The sequence below is a fragment of the Haloarcula sp. MBLA0163 genome (assembly GCF_055632435.1).
The window spans coordinates 1,063,134-1,078,826 of sequence record NZ_CM145745.1 but is presented as its reverse complement, the minus strand read 5'-3'; the positions used below and the strand labels follow the sequence as shown (position 1 = coordinate 1,078,826).

Sequence of the window (15,693 nt, the reverse complement as noted above, 5' to 3'; positions counted from 1 at the left end):
GAGCCCGCCGCAGTCACCGTGTCGCCTGCTCGCTACCACTCGGCGTCGACGAGGGCCCGGACCCGCTCGAACGCGAGGCGCTCGCGCTCGCTCCCGGCCGTCTCGACGACGGACTCGAAGTACGCCAGCCTGTCGAGCAACGTCGCCCGGTCGTAGGCCGGGACGTTCAGTCGCGAGGCGGCGACGGTCGCCTCGACCACCGCGGCGTGGCCCCGGTTCGTCGTCGGGACGACACGTCGCTCGACGCCGCTCTCCTCGGGGCGGAGCGCCCACTCGACCCACTGCGTGCCACCGTCTTCGCCCCCGTCGAGACGCTCGACGCTGACCCGGACCCACGCGTCGGCACTCGCCAGAACCGGGTCGTCCTCCTCGCGGACCGACAGGGCCGCCTCCGCGAAGTCGACCGGGTCCCGCGTGAACTGGACGTACCCCTCGCCGCGCTCCCGGAGGTTCCGCCACGTCCGGGTCCGGCCCCACGTCGTCGCCGTCACCGGGCCGTCGCCGTCGGGTGCGTGGAGTCCGAGCGCCGCGACGTTCCACAGGTCGTTCGGTCCCAGCGTCGTCACGACGCTCTCGGTGACCCCGGCGAGGGCGACCGGCCAGTCCATCGCGCCCATCAGACGGCCACCCCCCGTTCCAGCGCGACGAACAGGGCGCCGGCGACGAGGTCGGCCGTCGTCCCCGGGTTCACGTCGCGGGCGACGAACTCCTCGGCCAGCTCCGTCGCGTCCTCCTCGCCGTCCAGCACCGCCCGCGCTCGCCGCTGGACCTCCGCCGCCGTCTCGCGGTCGTTCCGGGTGATGACGAAGGTGTCCGGTTCCGCCGCGAGCAGTCGGAGGAAGGCCCGCGACGCCCGGTCGGCCACCGGCCCCGTGTCGGTCAGTATCCACTCCGCGGCCTCGAACACCCGCGGGAACCCGTCCGTCCACTCGGCGGCGACGCCGTCGACGTCCGCGCTCTCGGCCATCACGTCCGACAGCGCCAGGCCCCGCTCCTCGAGGGTCGGTATCGCGTCGCTCCCGCGTCGTACGTCCAGCGGTTCCAGCCCCGCCGGCGGGTCGTCGACGGCCACGTCGACGTGTTCGAAGGCACGGTAGAAGTCGGCGGCGTCGGCGACTGTCGTGTCACGGACCACCCCCTCGACCCCCGCCGGCGCCAGGGCGCCCTCGCTCGCGGCCGCGACCAACGGCGTCAGCACCAGCAGTGCGCCGAACTGGGTGTTCCCGCCCGACTGGCCGGCCATCCCGTCGACCGCCCGCTCGAATGCGCGGCCCACGCGCTCGCCGTCGGCCGCGAGGTCGAGGCCCGGCCGCGCGCCCACCGCGCCGGCCAGGAAGTGCTCGAACCGCAGGTCGTCGTACTCCCGCTCCCGGTCGACGTTGCCGGGTTTCGGCGTCCCGCTGACCTCCAGCAGGAGCGCCAGCTCGGCGTTCTGGGCCGTCGAGCGTTCGCTCATCGGACCACCTCGCGGCCGAACCACTCTGTTGCCGCCCCACGGACGTCGCGAAGCACCGCTGGGTCGTCGCTCGCCCGCCCGACGCTGACGGCGTCGGCCCCGTACTCGAAGTACTCCGTGGCCGTCGCGCGGTCGCGGACGCCGTTGTTCGCGACGACGAAGCAGTCGGTGGCCTCGGCCACCTCGGCGACGACCGACTCAGAGTCCATCGCGTCCACGTGGACGGCGTCTGCGCCTGCGTCCTCGACGCGGCGAGCCACCTCGGCGAGGTCGACCCCCTCGACCTCCGTCCTGACCTTCACGGAGACGGCGGCCCCCGTCTCGCTGGCGGCGGCGACCTGTTCGGCGAGTCGGTCGATGTCGCGGAGGAGCGACTCGCCGGCACCGGTCGCACACATCTCGTCCTGTCGGCAGTGAGCGTTCAGTTCGAGCACGGCGTCGTGGGTCCGGCAGACGCGGGCCGCACGCGCTATCGGGCTGGGCGACGCACTCCGGACGTTGAACGCCGGGCGGAGCGGCGCGTCAGAGAGCGCCGCGAGTTGCGCGTCGACGAACGCAATCGGGTCGTCCGGCAGGAACTCGGAACGGTCCCGGTCGACCATCTCGCGGGCGGCCGCCCGGGTGGGTCGGTCGAGCGCGATGCCGCCGAGGAAGGCACAGCCGACGATGTCTTCCACCGCGCGCGCCCACGGGGCGTCGGCCTCGCCGCTGAGACTCGCCAGCGCGACCCGCGGTCGGAACATCAGGGAACCTCCGCGAGGGCGTCCGCGACGGCGCGGGCGACCCGGTCGGCGTCGCCGGGGCCGTCGAGGGTCGTGTCCGTACGGACCACCGGCCTGTCGAGGGCGGTGCCGTCCTCCGTGTCGAGGACGAACGCGTCGGCGAAGGGGTAGCTCTCGGCGACGCCGGCCGTACTCGGGTCGCGGCCGACGCCTGCCATGAGGTCCCCGGCGGGGCCGGAGAACACCTCGTCCTCGACGAACGGCGAGACGGCGACCACCGGCGTCTCGGCGAGTGCCTCACGGATGCCGTCGACGGCGAGCATCGGTCCGAGCGAGGTCACGGGGTTCGAGGGCCCGACCACCACCGGCTCCGAAAGCGCCGTCAGGACGGCGTCGGTGGCCGTCGCCGTCTCGCCGCCGCGGAACTCCACGTCCTCGACGCCCGGCTCGCCGTTCCGCCCGACCCACCACTCCTGGAAGTGCATCGGGCCGCCCGGCGTGTGGACGATGGTCGCCACCGGGTCGTCGCTCATCGGCAGGAGCGTCCGGTCGAGCCCGAACGCGTCGGCGAGGACGCGCGTCGCCTCCGTCAGCGAGTGGCCCGCGTCCAGCAGCGAGGTCCGCGTGACGTGGACCGCCCGGTCCCGGTCGCCGATGTGCATGAACTCCGCGACGCCGGAGAACCGGCGCCAGCGAGCGACGTCGCGGCCCGCCGTCTGTGCGTCGGCGGGGAGGTACTGCGGCCCAGTCGGGAGGTCGGCGGCCTCGGCCAGACGGTGGAGTTCGTCGTGTGTCTCGGCGGTGTCGTCGGCGATGCCCCACCACGTCTCCCGGTCGAGTTCGCCGCCGTCGAGGAAGAGCACCGTGTCGAGGTCCGGGCAGACGAGGTGCCCGCCCAGCTCCACGTCGTCGCCCGTGTTGGCGACGACCGTCGTGGCCGCAGGTTCGAACACGTCGTCGGCGCCGGCGAGGAGTTTCGGCGTCCCCGTCCCGCCGGCAAGGAACGTCACCATACGGCGACGTAGGGGTGAGGGAGCCTATAAACGTGGCCCTGCCCCGGAGAGCGCGCGGCGGACGACCCGACCAGTCGTATCAACCGACTGAGAATCAGTCGTGAGAACCGAGGGGGGACACTGAAGTTCGTGGCCGGAGAGGTGGCTGACAACTGCAGTCATGCGTAAGCTTCACGCCCACAGGTTCGCCCCCGCTGCCCCCGACGAGGAGTACGTCTTCGGTGCCTGCGCCCCCGGTTGGCACAGTGCGGCCGGCCACGACGCGGCCCTCTCCGACTGGATACAGTCGGTCCGTGACTGCCAGGTGGAACGGGTCTGCTGTCTCCTCGCCGGGCACCAACTGGACGAACCCGGGTCGAACGTCGCGCGGTACGTCCGGGAGTTCGGCGAGTCGAACGTCCTCCACGTCCCCGTCCCCGACCAGCAACTCGTCGGGACGGACGCCCTCCACGAGGAGGTCATCCCGTTCCTGGCGGAGTCCATCGACGTCGAGGCCCGCACCGTCGTCCACTGTCTCGCCGGTATCGGTCGGACGGGACAGGTACTGGCCGCGTGGCTCGTCTACAACCGTGACTACGGGCCGAGACGGGCCATCGAGACGGTCCAGCAGATGGGTCGGGACCCGATGGACGCCGTCGAAAACGGCGACGCCACCGAGGACGAGCTCCTCGAACTGCTCGGGTCGGTCGCTCGACGCTGACCCGCTCTGCGGGGCGAACCGCACTCGGACCCCGGCAGTACCGTTTTGCCGGCGGCTCCCGAACCCGCAAGCGATGACCACCATCAAGGACAGCGTCCACGACCACATCGCGGTCGAGGGCGTCGCCGCCGACCTGCTGGAGACCCCGCCCGTCCAGCGCCTCCGCGGCGTCAAACAGCTCGGGACCGTGACGCTGGTCTACCCGTCGGCCAACCACACCCGCTTCGAGCACTCGCTGGGCGTCTACCATCTGGCCGACCGCGCGCTCTCGCACCTCGGTATCGAGGGCCAGCAGGCCGAGCGGGTCCGTGCCGCCGCCCTCCTCCACGACGTTGGCCACTCCCCGTTCAGCCACAACGTCGAGTCGGTCATCCACCGCAAGACGGGGAAGTACCACGACGACGTCCACGACCTGCTGGACCGCGGCGAGGTGGCCCGGGTCCTCACCGACCACGGACTCAATCCGGACCGCGTGGCCGACCTCGTCGCCGGCGACGGCGAACTGGGCCAGCTGGTCTCGGGGGAACTCGACGTCGACCGGATGGACTACCTCGTCCGGGACGCCCACCACACCGGCGTCCCCTACGGCACCATCGACCACGAGCGACTGGTCCGCGAGTTGCGCTTCGTCGACGGCGAACTCGTCCTCGACGAGGGGAACGTCCAGACGGCCGAGTCGCTGTTGCTCGCCCGCGCCCTGATGAACCCGACCGTCTACGCCCACCACGTCGCCCGCATCGCGAAGTCGATGCTCCGCCGCGGAGCCGAACGGCTCCTGACCGCGACCAACGTGACGGCCTCGGACCTGCGTCGCTGGGACGACGCAGACCTGCTCGTCCGCCTGCGCCAGTGCGACGAGACGGCCGAGTACGCCCGTCGGCTGAGCGAGCGCGACCTGTACAAGCGGTCGGTGTGGGCCGAACGGACCGCCGTCCCCGACGAGCTGGTCGGGGCCGACCACCGCGACGTCCGGGCGTGGGAACACGCCATCGCCGACAGCGCGGCCGTCGACCCCGACTCGGTGGTCCTCGACGTCCCCGACGAGCCGTCGATGACCGAGTCGAGCAGCCGCGTCCTCGTCAACGGCGAGGTGCGCCGCCTCGGCGAGCAGTCGACGCTGGTCAACGCCATCCGGGCCGCCCAGCGAGACCAGTGGCGGCTGGGGGTGTACGCGCCCGAGTCCGACAGCGAGCGCGTCGGCGACGTCGCTATCCGGGAACTCGGCCTCGACCTGGACGGGGCGCGGGTGCGGGACGTCCGGCCCGGCATCCACGCGACCCTCGACGAATTTAACTGAGCGTCGAGTGGAGGGTAAGCCATGATTATCGAAGGAACGATTCTCCGCGGCCGCGCGTTCGAACCCGTCGAGGGGCGGGTCGTCGTCGAGGACGGCGAGATAACCGCTCTCGAGGAGGAAAGCGTCGACAGCGACGCCATCGTCTGCCCGGCGTTCGTCAACGCCCACACCCACATCGGGGACTCCATCGCGAAGGAGGCGGGCGAGGGCCTCTCGCTCGAGGAACTGGTCGCGCCGCCGGACGGCCTGAAACACCGCCTCCTCCGACAGGCCGACCGGTCCGAGCTCGTCGAGGGGATGGTCCGGTCGCTGTCGTACATGTACGGGTCCGGGACCGGCGCGTTCGTCGAGTTCCGCGAGGGCGGCGTCGAGGGCGTGCGGGCCATCCGCGCCGCGCTCGCCGACTCGCCGCTCCGGAGCGTCGTCCTCGGTCGGGAGACGGTCGAGGCGATGGAGATGGCCGACGGGTTCGGTGCCAGCGGTGCCAACGACGCAGAGTTCGGGTCGGAGCGCCGGGCGACCCGCGAGGCCGGGAAGCTGTTCGGCATCCACGCCGGCGAGGTGGACAGTTCGGACATCAACCCGGCGCTGGACCTGGACCCCGACTTCCTCGTCCACATGGTCCACGCGAAGCGCCTCCACCTCGAACGCGTCGCCGACAGCGAGATCCCGGTCGCCGTCTGCCCCCGGTCGAACCTCGTCACCGGCGTCGGCAAACCGCCGGTCGAGGAACTGGCCGAGCGGACGACGGTGGCGCTGGGGACGGACAACGTCTTCCTCAACAGCCCGTCGATGTTCCGGGAGATGGAGTTCACCGCGAAGCTGTACGACGTCTCCGCGCGCGACGTCCTGCGGATGGCGACGGTCAACGGGGCCGAGCTGGCCGGTCTCGACTGCGGGCTCGTCGAGGCGGGCCGACCGGCCAGCCTCCTCGTCCTCGACGGCGACTCGGACAACCTCGCGGGGGCACGGAACCCCGTCCGGGCGGTCGTCCGCCGCGCCGGGACGGCCGACGTCGAGCAGGTCGTCCTCCCCGGCTCGTGACCACGTTTATCGGCCACGGACTGCAAGGGCGAGGTGATGTCCCCCACAACTGACCGCGCCCTCGGGACGCTCGGTCGGGTGCTGCTCGGCGGCGTGGCGCTGCTGTTCGCCCTCAGCGTCGCCGCCGCAGTGCTCGCCGTCCTCCAGAACCTGCTCGCGGCGCTCCTGTCCCTGCTGGTGACTGCCCTCCTCGTCGTCGGTGTCGGCTACGCGCTCTACCGGGCCGGGTCGAGTCTCCTCGGCGGCGAGGAGACGACGGCGTCGGTCGAGACCTCGGAGTACGGCATCACTACCGACGAGGACGCCGTCGATCGACTGACAGAGGAGTACCGGGACGGCGCGCTCACCGAGGCGGAGCTGGAGCGCGAACTCGAACGGGTGATGGACGAGACGACCGACGACACCGCCGGCGACCCAGAGCGCGAGTCCGAGCCGAACTGACGTGTCGTGTGGTACCAGTTGGCAAATAACTAAACGCACAGCTACCGTATCTCCGGGCATGTACGACCGGATACTGGTACCGACAGACGGGTCCGAGGGGATGTCCCGGGTCGTCGACCACGCGGTCGAACTGGCCCGGTTCCACGGGGCGGAGGTACACGGCCTCTACGTCATCGACACGGGGAGCTACGCCACGCTCCCCGTCGAGACGACGTGGGACGGCGTCACCGAGATGCTCCGGGAGGAGGGCGAACTCGCGCTCGACTCGCTCGAGGCCATGACCGGCGACCTCGAGGTGGTGACGGCCACCGACGAGGGAGCCCCGAGCGAGCGCATCGTCGAGTACGCCCGCGAGAACGACTGCGACACCGTCGTGATGGGGACCCACGGCCGCGGGGGCCTCGACCGCCTCCTGCTCGGCAGCGTCGCCGAGCGCGTCGTCCGGTCGTCGCCGGTGCCGGTGGTGACCGTGCCGGTCGGCGACACCGACACCGACGGCGCCGACACCGAACCCGAAGCCAGCGCCACGAACTGACCGTCCCTCGGCCCCGACACCTACACCGGTCGGAGGTGGTCGCAGTCGCCCGCGGAGACCGTCGCTCGCCCGTCGTCGGTCTCGACCACCAGCCGCCCCGGGAACTCGACGTCGACGGCCTCCCCCTCGACGACGCCGTCCGGCGTCTCGATGCGGACCCGCTTTCCGAGCGTCGTCGCGTACTCGCGCCACGCGTCCAGTACGGACTCGCGGTCCCTGCGCAACTCCTCGAACGTCTCGACGAGTCGCTGGGTGAACACGCGCCTGTCGACCGGCGCCCCGCGGACCGCCTGCAGACTCGTCGGGGTCGCCTCGCTCGGCAGCGTCTCGGGGTCGACGTTCGCGTTGACGCCGATGCCGACGACGACCCACGAGACGCGGTCGGCCTCGCCCTCCATCTCGGTGAGGATGCCGACGAGTTTCCGCTCCTCGCCGTCGACCGCCACGAGCACGTCGTTGGGCCACTTGATGCCCGCCTCGACGCCGGCCTCCCGTGCGGCGCGGGCCACGGCGACGGCGGCGGCCAGCGTGTACACCGGCGCGTGGGCCATCGGGACGTCGGGTCTGAAGAGGAGCGAGAGCCAGATACCGCCGCTCGGCGAGGCCCACTCCCGGTCCAGCCGGCCACGGCCACCGGTCTGTTCGTCGGCGAGGACGACCACGTCCGAAGCGCCGTCGGCGGCGAGGTCACGCGCCCGAGCGTTCGTGCTCGGGATGCTGTCGTGGTACTCGACGTCGAAGGGGGCGTCCAGTCCGTACTCGACGGCCGGCCCGCCGAACTCGGGGATCTCGACGAGTTCGTACCCGGCGTCGCCGCTGTCGATCGTGAACCCCGCCTCCCGGAGCGCCTCGACGTGTTTCCACACCGCGGACCGCGAGATGCCGAGGTCCTCGGCCACCGCCGGTCCCGAGACGGGACCCGCCGAGAGCGCGTCGAGGACCCGGTGTCGTGTCTCGTTCATGCAGTCGCTTCGACGGCGACCGAGAAAAAGGCGTCACTCGGGCGGGTCGCCGACGGGCCGACGAGTGCGGTTACTCGGACCCGATGACGAACAGGAGGTCGCCCATGTCGACGGAGTCGCCCTCGCCGATGGCGACGTCGTTGATGACGCCGCCGCGTTCGGCGACGATGTCGTTCTCCATCTTCATCGCCTCCAGCACGCAGAGCACGTCGCCCGACTCCACCTCGTCGCCCTCGTCGACGGTCACCTCGAGGATGGTCCCCTGCATCTCGGCGGTCACCTCCTGTCCCTCGGCGCTGGACCCGCCGCCACCGCCGCCGGAGTCGCCGCCGCCACCCGGGCGCTGTGGTCGGTCGTCGCCCCCGGCGGCGTCGACGTCGCCGACGTTGATGGGCGGCGCGCCGCGCTCCTCGAGGTCGACCTCGAAGCGCTTCCCGTTGACCTCGACGGTGAACTCGCGCTCGACGACCTCCTCGTCTTCGTCGGCCGCGGCCTCGGTCTCGCCGCCCCAGCGCTCCTGGGCCTCCTCGATGCGGGACTTCTCCAGCGTCTCGTCGAGGTACTTCGTCGTGTGTGTGCCGCCGACGAACTCCTCGTCGGTGAGCATCAGGCGGTGGAACGGGATGACCGTCGGGAACCCCTCGATGTCGTACTCGGCGAGCGCGCGCTTGCCGCGCTCGATGACCTCGTCCCGGTCGGACGCGTAGACGATGAGCTTCGCGATCATCGAGTCGTAGTCGGTGACGAGGTCGTCGCCCTGCCGGAGCGCGTCGTCCATCCGGACGCCGATGCCGCCTGGCGGGTCGTACGTCTCCAGCGACCCGCTGTTGGCGGGCGCGAAGTCCTTCGCGGCGTTCTCGGCGTTGATGCGGAACTCCATCGCGTGGCCGTCGATGTCGACGTCGTCCTGCTCGAAGGAGAGTGCCTCGTCCTGTGCGACCCGAATCTGCCACTTGACGATGTCGATGCCCGTTATCTCCTCGGTGACGCAGTGTTCGACCTGAATCCGGGTGTTGACTTCGAGGAAGTAGAAGTTCGTGTCGGGCCCCAGCACCTCGCCGGGTTCGCGGTCGGTGTCCTCCTCGACGAGGAACTCGACGGTCCCGGCGTTGTAGTAGTCCGCTTCGCGGACGCCGCGGCGGGCGGACTCGCCGATCTTCTCGCGGAGTTCGTCGGACAGCGCCGGCGACGGCCCCTCCTCGATGACCTTCTGGTGGCGGCGCTGGAGCGAGCAGTCACGCTCGCCGAGGTGGCGGACGTTCCCCTCGTGGTCCGCGATGATCTGGATCTCGATGTGGCGGGGGTTCTCGAGGAACCGCTCGAGGTAGACGGAGTCGTTCGAGAAGTACGCCTCCCCCTCGCGTTTGGCGGACTCGAGCTGCTCCTCTATCTCGTCGGGGTCGCGGACGATCTTCATCCCGCGGCCACCACCGCCGCCCTCCGCCTTGATGGCGACCGGGAAGCCGTGTTCCTCCCCGAACTCGGCGACCTCCTCGGGGTCGTCGACGGGGTCGGTCGTCCCCGGGACGATGGGCACGTCCGCGGACTGCATTATCTTCCGGGCCTTCGTCTTCTCGCCCAGTTTCTCCATCGCGTCGCCGGCCGGACCGATCCACTTCACCCCCTCGGTCTGTTCGACCTTGCGTGCGAAGTCGGCGTTCTCGGCGAGGAAGCCGTAGCCCGGGTGGATGGCGTCGGCGCCGGACTGCTTGGCGGCGTCCACGATGGCCTCCTGGTCCAGATACGAGTCGGCCGCCCGGGCCGGCCCGACGTTGTACGCCTCGTCGGCGTAGCGGACGTGGCCGGAGTGCTTGTCGGCCTCAGAGTAGACTGCAACAGTACCGATGCCCAACTCCTCGCACGCACGCATTACCCGGACCGCGATTTCCCCGCGGTTGGCGACGAGTACTTTGTCGAACATAATCCTCCATACCGAGAGTTGCCCCATAAAACTATGCGGAGCGGCGAATCGGCCGCCGACCCGTTTCGGAGCGGCGCTCGGACACGTCGGTGTGGGCGAACAGTCCCCGGAACGGTCACCGCTCCGACGAGAGTGGGCGGGTGAGCGCCGTCACATCCGGTCGGTGCGACCGGCGGCGCTCCACGGGTCCGTCGGCGCCTCGTCGCGGACTCTGACGTGTCGTTTCTGCGTGCCCTCGACGCGTTCGGAGAAGGCCCACTGCTCACCGTCCCAGGATTCACCGTCACTGGCTGCGGCCGCGGCCGCAGCAGCGGCGGCGGCCCGCTGACGGTCGGTGAGGTGAGCCCCGACGGCGACGGCGATGGCCGCCGCCTCGTCCACCGAGGCGTCAGGGAGTTGAGCCGCTATCTCTGCCACCAGCGCGCCGTCGACGGTATCTGCGGTGTCGGTAGCCATGGTCACAGTGGGATGTTCCCGTGTTTGCGGTCCGGTTGGTCGCTGCGCTTGCCCCGGAGCAGGTCGAGGTCCTCGACGAGTCGGGGCCGCGTGTCCTGCGGTTCCAGCACGTCGTCGACGAAGCCGCGCTCGGCCGCAGTGTACGGGTTCGCGAAGGCGTCGCGGTACTCGTCGATGAGCTCCTGCCGGCGGGCCTCCACGTCGTCGGCGTCGGCGAGTTCGTCGTCGTAGAGGACGTTCACCGCGCCCTGTGGCCCCATCACGGCGATCTCGGCCGTCGGCCACGCGTAGTTGGCGTCGGCGCCGATGTGCTTCGAGGCCATCACGTCGTAGGCGCCGCCGTAGGCCTTCCGGGTGATGACCGTCAGCAGGGGCACCGTCGCCTCGCTGTACGCGTACAGCAGTTTCGCGCCGTGGTTGATGATGGCGTTGCGCTCCTGGTCCTTGCCGGGCATGAACCCCGGCACGTCGACGAACGTGAGGATGGGGATGTTGAAGGCGTCACAAAAGCGGACGAACCGCGCGCCCTTCCGCGAGGCGTCGATGTCCAGCGTCCCGGCGTTCACGCGGGGTTGGTTGCCGACGACGCCGACCGAGTGGCCGTCGAGCCGGGCGAACCCGGTGACGATGTTGCGGGCGAACCCCTCCGCCACCTCGAAGAAGGAGCCCTCGTCCAGGACGCCGTCTATCACGTCCACCATGTCGTAGGGCTTCTGTGGCTCGTCGGGCACCGTCTCGACGAGGGTCTCGTCGCGGCGCTCCGGGTCGTCCCACGGGTCGACCCGCGGCGGGTCCGCGACGTTGTTCTGGGGCAGGTACGAGAGCAGGTAGCGGATGTCGTCCATCGCCGCCTTCTCGTCGGCGGCCGTGAAGTGGGCGACACCCGACTCGGTGGCGTGGGTCTTCGCGCCCCCCAGTTCGTCGAACCCCACCTCCTCGCCGGTGACCGTCTCGATGACGTCCGGCCCGGTGATGAACATGTGGCTCGTCTCCTCGACCATGTAGACGAAGTCCGTGATGGCCGGGGAGTAGACGGCGCCGCCGGCACACGGCCCCATGATGGCCGAAATCTGCGGGACGACGCCGCTGGCCTGCTGGTTGCGATGGAAGATGTCGGCGTAGCCGGCCAGCGAGTCGATACCCTCCTGGATGCGCGCGCCCGCCGAGTCGTTCAGCCCGATGATTGGCGCGCCGTTCTCGATGGCCTTGTCCATCACCTTACAAACCTTCTGGGCGAACGCCTCGCCGAGCGACCCGCCGAAGACGGTGAAGTCGTGGGCGAAGACGTAGACGCGCTCGCCGTTGACCTCGCCGTAGCCGACGACGACGCCGTCGCCGGGGACGTGCTTCTCGTCCATGTCGAAGTTGGTCGAGCGGTGCTCCCGCAGGGCGTCTATCTCGACGAAGGTGTCGTCGTCGAGGAAGTAGTCGATGCGCTCGCGGGCGGTGAGTTTCCCCTTCTCGTGTTGGGCCTCGATGCGCTCTTCGCCACCGCCACGTTCGGCCTCCGCCTTCCGTTCGCGGAGGTCCTCGACGCGGTCGTCGTGGCTCACGCGACATCACGGCTCCCGGACCTGAGCATACCCGTCCCGTGGAGGGCATCGGAAAAAAGCGTTGCCCGCCCGAGACCGTCGGAGTTTTGCCGACCTGCCACGTCCCACCCCTCGTGAAGAACATCACGGCAACGCAGCACAACCCGTTTGGCTTCCGGCCGCCGTGTGAGCCGTTCGTGCCGGGGTACGGCGACGCGAACGCGGACTTCCACGTCATCGGCGACCACCCGGGCGTCCACGGCGGCAGCGAGTCGGGCATCCCCTTCACCGGGACCCCAGCCGCCGAGCGACTCCAGCGTGCGCTCGTCGACGGGGGCCTCCTGACGGAAGCCGGGACGCCGCCGACCGTCGACAAGACGTACCTCTCGTACCTGTTCCTCTGTGGCGACCGGGTCCCGGACGAGGACGACTACGCGGACCACGAACCGATGTTCGATACGGAGGTCCGGGCCATCACCTCCCACGTCCTGCTCCCGGTCGGCGAACGCGCGACGAAGCACGTCTTCGCGAACATGACCGCCGAGTCGGCCGACGAGGTGGACATGGAGGCGCTCCACGCGACGGAGGTTCGCGGGAGCGGGTGGCTCGTCTACCCCATCAAGGACCCCGTCGAGTGGACCGACGAGGACGAGGGCGCACTCGTCGCCGCGCTCAGGGCCCTCCTGGCGACCGACTACCGGCAGGAGGCTGAACTCGGGCGGTTCCTCCCAGGAGACGAGGTCTGGCGCGTCCGCTGAGCGGGTCAGACGTCGGTCGACGCGAGCGGCGTCGACGCCTCGCGGTACGACTCGAAGCGGGCCTCGGCCCACGAGTGGACCGCCGGATGGTCGGTGTCGACGGCCGCCTGCAACACCCCGCGTTCGTCCCGGACGAGGAGGTGCACCACGTCGTCGACTATCGTCACCGCGAGCGGTATCTCGCCGTCGTAGACGCCGATTGAGGCCGTCTCCGTCTCGAGGAGGGCGCGGAGGCGGTCGCGGAGCGTCTCGTCGCCGGTGAGCGCGTCGACGGCGTCGCGCGACAGGACGGCTCGGAACTGCTGGTCGCCCGCCCGGTCGGCCGCGACGGCGAGGCTCTGGTCGTTGAACGCGTGGGAGAACGCGGTCACCGCGTCCGCCCCGCGCATGAGCGAGAGGAGGCGCTGGAGCGGCGCATTCGGCCGCGTCTGGGTCGGCGTCGTTATCGTGGCGTCCGCGAGGTGCCGCAGGTCGAAGTCCATCGCGTCTGTCGGCAGGTAGTCGACGATGTCCCGCAGGTCCCGCTCCGTCTCGAGGATGTCCAGCAGGTCCCGGAACCCCTCGGCGACGAGGCGGCCCGTGGCCGTCGCCTCGTAACCGCCCTCGCTCCGGCGGACCCACCTGCGGTCCTCGAAGTCACCGAGGATGCGGCCCAGCGTCGCCTGTGACGCGCCGGTCTCGGCGGCGAGGTCCGACCGGGTGTGCCAGTCGTCGGCGAGGAGCTCCAGCACCGCGACCCGGTTCGGCGAGAGCGCGAGGAACTCGATCTCGGAGAGCGTGGCGTCCATACCCGCGTTTGCCTGGCCGCACTGATATCGGTTTCGCGACGTGAAAAGATTGCAACCCGTGAAAGAGCGCCACGACGCGTGGCGGTTTTCCCGTCGTGTAAGATTTTCTGAACGAGACTATAACCCTCCCTCTCGTACCCGATAGTAAGATGATACAGCCGCTCGGTGCGATTCTTCTGCGTGTCTCGGCCCCTGGTCGTTCAGTCGTCGAGGTGGTGGTGTAACCGTGGTGTCACGACGTACCCTCGCCCTGGGCGTGGCCGCCAGCGTCCTCTTCGGCGGCACCTTCGTCGCGGCGAAGGCCGGCCTCGACCACTTCCCGCCGCTCCTGTTCGTCGCGCTCCGGTTCGACGTCGCCGCCGTGGCGCTGCTCGGCTACGTGACGCTCACCCGCTCTCGGGGCGACCTCCTCCCGACGAGCCGCGGTGACGCGCTGGGCGTCCTCTCGACGGGGCTGCTCGCACTCGGACTCACGAACGCGTTCCTGTTCGTCGGCCAGCAGGACGCCACGAGCGCCGTCGGCGCGATCGTGTTCAGCCTCAACCCCATCCTGACGCCCGTGTTCGCGGCGCTCCTGCTCGCCGACGAGCGCCTCTCGAAGCGCGGGGCGACCGGCCTGCTCATCGGCCTGCTCGGCGTCGCGCTGGTGGTCAACCCCGACCCCGCGATGCTGTTCGGTGGCGGCGCCGGCAAGCTGTTCCTGTTCGGCGGCGCGGTCAGCGGGGCGCTCGGGAGCGTCCTCGTCCGCTGGAGCGACAGCGACCTCTCCAGCACCGTCCGGACGGCGTGGGCCCTGCCCGTCGCGGCGGGTCTGTGTCACACCCTCAGCTGGGGGACCGGCGAGTCCGTCGCCGCCGTCAGCTGGGGGCCCGCGGCGCTCGTCGCGCTCCTCTACGTCGGCGTCTTCGCCGGTGCCATCGCCTACGTGGCCTACTTCGGCCTGCTCGACAGCGCGGGGGCGACCCACGCGAACCTCGTGTTCTACGTCGTTCCCGTCGTCTCCACGCTGGGTGGGTGGGCGCTGCTGGGCGAGTCCATCTCCGAGTTCACCGTCGTCGGGTTCCTGACGGTCTTCGCCGGCTTCGTCGTGCTGGGGAGCGAGTCCCTCTCCCTGCCGGCACTCGGTACCGGACTCTCGCGGGACGCCTCCGTCTCGACCGACGCCCTCGGTGTCGGCGAGGATGCGACCGGGTTCGAGTCCGACTGAGAGACCCGGGCTAACCTTCATTATATAGGCTAGCAAACATACCTGTATGGACTGCAGAGTTGTCGTTGAGGCAGCCGTCCCCGTCTACGACGTGGCCACAGCCGACGAAGCGGTCCGCATCGCCATCTCGAAGACTGGCGAGATGCTCAACCCGGACCTCAACTACGTCGAGATAAACATGGGCGAGCGGAGCTGTCCTCACTGCGGCGAGGAGATGGACCCCGCGTTCATCGCCGCCGACGAGAGCCTCGTCGCGCTCGAACTGGAGATGACCGTGTTCAACGTCGAGCGGGACGAACACGCCGCCCGCATCGCGCGCAAGGAGATCGGTCAGCGACTGGAGAACATCCCACTGGACGTCGTCGAGATAGAGGAGATTCCGGACGAGGACGACGACACCGAGGCCGCTGAGCAGACAGAGGCGGACGAGGAGACGGACGACGACGAGATACTGCCCGAGTTCGAGGAACTCATCGACGAGTAGACGGGGCCCTACGCAGTCCGCTTTCGAGCGATGTGACTACCGAGTAGGGGCGTCGCTGGAGGGGAAGTAGGAGATTCAGTCGGCGGCGGCAGAAACGGGCTCTTTCTCCTCGGAGGTCATCTCCGAGGTGATTCCGTCGGCGATGGCGAAGACGGCGGCCTTGTGGTCCGTCTTCGACTTGTGGATCGATGTCGGCTTCACGCCGAGTTCGGCGTACTCGTCGTGTTCGACCGTCGAGCCGGTGTCCTGTTCGTAGTGGTTCTGTACTTGTGCAAGCAGGCCGTGAAGGTGAATGAGCTCCTGCTTCTTCATGGTCACCCGTTGCTAGAAACCGGAGGGTTATAGTACTACTCTGACTCGGGTTAACACACCACCCC

At 69.9% G+C, this 15,693-nt stretch carries 18 protein-coding genes; 8 read left to right on the top strand and 10 right to left on the bottom strand.

The genetic code is table 11. The features are described 5' to 3' along the window. Nucleotides 1-32 precede the first annotated feature (32 nt). The 4 genes from ACV7GQ_RS05715 to cofD are packed head-to-tail and all read right to left on the bottom strand — an operon-like array spanning nucleotide 33 to nucleotide 3,191. The gene (locus ACV7GQ_RS05715; protein ID WP_470312575.1) at nucleotides 33-617 is read right to left on the bottom strand and encodes a DUF447 domain-containing protein; all 585 of its coding nucleotides are present in this window, start codon (nucleotides 615-617) and stop codon (nucleotides 33-35) included. Further along, nucleotides 617-1,456, bottom strand: a complete 840-nt coding sequence (locus ACV7GQ_RS05710; RefSeq protein ID WP_470312574.1) for a triphosphoribosyl-dephospho-CoA synthase — start codon at nucleotides 1,454-1,456, stop codon at nucleotides 617-619. Before ACV7GQ_RS05710 ends, ACV7GQ_RS05715 begins: the two co-directional genes overlap by 1 nt. Continuing rightward, entirely contained in the window at nucleotides 1,453-2,199 is a 747-nt protein-coding gene (locus ACV7GQ_RS05705; protein ID WP_470312573.1) for a tRNA-dihydrouridine synthase, read from the bottom strand. The genes ACV7GQ_RS05710 and ACV7GQ_RS05705 overlap by 4 nt, the downstream gene beginning before the upstream one ends. Continuing rightward, nucleotides 2,199-3,191 (bottom strand): 2-phospho-L-lactate transferase, encoded by a 993-nt coding sequence (gene cofD, locus ACV7GQ_RS05700; protein ID WP_470312572.1) that lies wholly within the window; start codon nucleotides 3,189-3,191, stop codon nucleotides 2,199-2,201. Before cofD ends, ACV7GQ_RS05705 begins: the two co-directional genes overlap by 1 nt. A 160-nt stretch (nucleotides 3,192-3,351) precedes the next feature. On the opposite strand from cofD, the gene ACV7GQ_RS05695 reads away from it, so the two are divergent. The 5 genes from ACV7GQ_RS05695 to ACV7GQ_RS05675 all read left to right on the top strand — a co-directional run bounded on the left by ACV7GQ_RS05695 (nucleotide 3,352) and on the right by ACV7GQ_RS05675 (nucleotide 7,208). Then, nucleotides 3,352-3,891, top strand: a complete 540-nt coding sequence (locus tag ACV7GQ_RS05695; RefSeq protein ID WP_470312571.1) for a protein-tyrosine phosphatase family protein — start codon at nucleotides 3,352-3,354, stop codon at nucleotides 3,889-3,891. A gap of 73 nt (nucleotides 3,892-3,964) precedes the next feature. Beyond that, the gene (locus ACV7GQ_RS05690) at nucleotides 3,965-5,188 is read left to right on the top strand and encodes an HD domain-containing protein (RefSeq protein ID WP_470312570.1); all 1,224 of its coding nucleotides are present in this window, start codon (nucleotides 3,965-3,967) and stop codon (nucleotides 5,186-5,188) included. A gap of 21 nt (nucleotides 5,189-5,209) precedes the next feature. Next, nucleotides 5,210-6,232 (top strand): amidohydrolase family protein, encoded by a 1,023-nt coding sequence (locus ACV7GQ_RS05685; RefSeq protein ID WP_470312569.1) that lies wholly within the window; start codon nucleotides 5,210-5,212, stop codon nucleotides 6,230-6,232. 36 nt (nucleotides 6,233-6,268) lie between these two features. Then, entirely contained in the window at nucleotides 6,269-6,673 is a 405-nt protein-coding gene (locus ACV7GQ_RS05680; protein WP_470312568.1) for a hypothetical protein, read from the top strand. 58 nt (nucleotides 6,674-6,731) lie between these two features. Then, entirely contained in the window at nucleotides 6,732-7,208 is a 477-nt protein-coding gene (locus ACV7GQ_RS05675; RefSeq protein WP_470312567.1) for a universal stress protein, read from the top strand. A gap of 20 nt (nucleotides 7,209-7,228) precedes the next feature. Here ACV7GQ_RS05675 and ACV7GQ_RS05670 read toward each other — a convergent pair whose 3' ends face one another. The 4 genes from ACV7GQ_RS05670 to ACV7GQ_RS05655 all read right to left on the bottom strand — a co-directional run bounded on the left by ACV7GQ_RS05670 (nucleotide 7,229) and on the right by ACV7GQ_RS05655 (nucleotide 12,100). Then, on the bottom strand, nucleotides 7,229-8,170 hold the full coding sequence (locus ACV7GQ_RS05670; protein WP_470312566.1) for a biotin--[acetyl-CoA-carboxylase] ligase: 942 nt from the start codon (nucleotides 8,168-8,170) through the stop codon (nucleotides 7,229-7,231). Between the two features lie 70 nt (nucleotides 8,171-8,240). Next, nucleotides 8,241-10,091, bottom strand: coding sequence for an acetyl-CoA carboxylase biotin carboxylase subunit (locus tag ACV7GQ_RS05665; protein WP_470312565.1), 1,851 nt, complete (start codon nucleotides 10,089-10,091; stop codon nucleotides 8,241-8,243). Nucleotides 10,092-10,241: 150 nt separating this feature from the next. Beyond that, nucleotides 10,242-10,547 carry a DUF8022 family protein gene (locus ACV7GQ_RS05660; RefSeq protein WP_470312564.1) on the bottom strand — a complete coding sequence of 102 codons (306 nt, stop codon included), beginning with the start codon at nucleotides 10,545-10,547 and terminating at the stop codon, nucleotides 10,242-10,244. Nucleotides 10,548-10,549: 2 nt separating this feature from the next. Beyond that, entirely contained in the window at nucleotides 10,550-12,100 is a 1,551-nt protein-coding gene (locus tag ACV7GQ_RS05655) for an acyl-CoA carboxylase subunit beta (protein WP_470312563.1), read from the bottom strand. 113 nt (nucleotides 12,101-12,213) lie between these two features. Here ACV7GQ_RS05655 and ACV7GQ_RS05650 point away from each other — a divergent pair, with 113 nt between their 5' ends. After that, a complete protein-coding gene (locus tag ACV7GQ_RS05650; protein ID WP_470312562.1) occupies nucleotides 12,214-12,837 on the top strand; it encodes a uracil-DNA glycosylase family protein in 624 nt (207 codons plus the stop codon). Between the two features lie 5 nt (nucleotides 12,838-12,842). Here the strand turns inward: ACV7GQ_RS05650 and ACV7GQ_RS05645 are convergent, their stop codons facing one another. Next, nucleotides 12,843-13,625: a helix-turn-helix transcriptional regulator gene (locus tag ACV7GQ_RS05645; RefSeq protein ID WP_470312561.1), complete on the bottom strand. Its 783-nt coding sequence runs from the start codon at nucleotides 13,623-13,625 to the stop codon at nucleotides 12,843-12,845. Between the two features lie 226 nt (nucleotides 13,626-13,851). Between ACV7GQ_RS05645 and ACV7GQ_RS05640 the strand changes: the two genes are divergently transcribed. Both ACV7GQ_RS05640 and ACV7GQ_RS05635 read left to right on the top strand, forming a co-directional pair. Then, nucleotides 13,852-14,832, top strand: coding sequence for a DMT family transporter (locus tag ACV7GQ_RS05640; RefSeq protein WP_470312560.1), 981 nt, complete (start codon nucleotides 13,852-13,854; stop codon nucleotides 14,830-14,832). A 46-nt stretch (nucleotides 14,833-14,878) separates the two neighbouring features. Next, nucleotides 14,879-15,316 carry a DUF555 domain-containing protein gene (locus ACV7GQ_RS05635; RefSeq protein WP_470312559.1) on the top strand — a complete coding sequence of 146 codons (438 nt, stop codon included), beginning with the start codon at nucleotides 14,879-14,881 and terminating at the stop codon, nucleotides 15,314-15,316. Between the two features lie 75 nt (nucleotides 15,317-15,391). Here the strand turns inward: ACV7GQ_RS05635 and ACV7GQ_RS05630 are convergent, their stop codons facing one another. After that, on the bottom strand, nucleotides 15,392-15,628 hold the full coding sequence (locus ACV7GQ_RS05630) for a UPF0058 family protein (RefSeq protein WP_470312558.1): 237 nt from the start codon (nucleotides 15,626-15,628) through the stop codon (nucleotides 15,392-15,394). Between the last annotated feature and the right edge of the window lie 65 nt (nucleotides 15,629-15,693).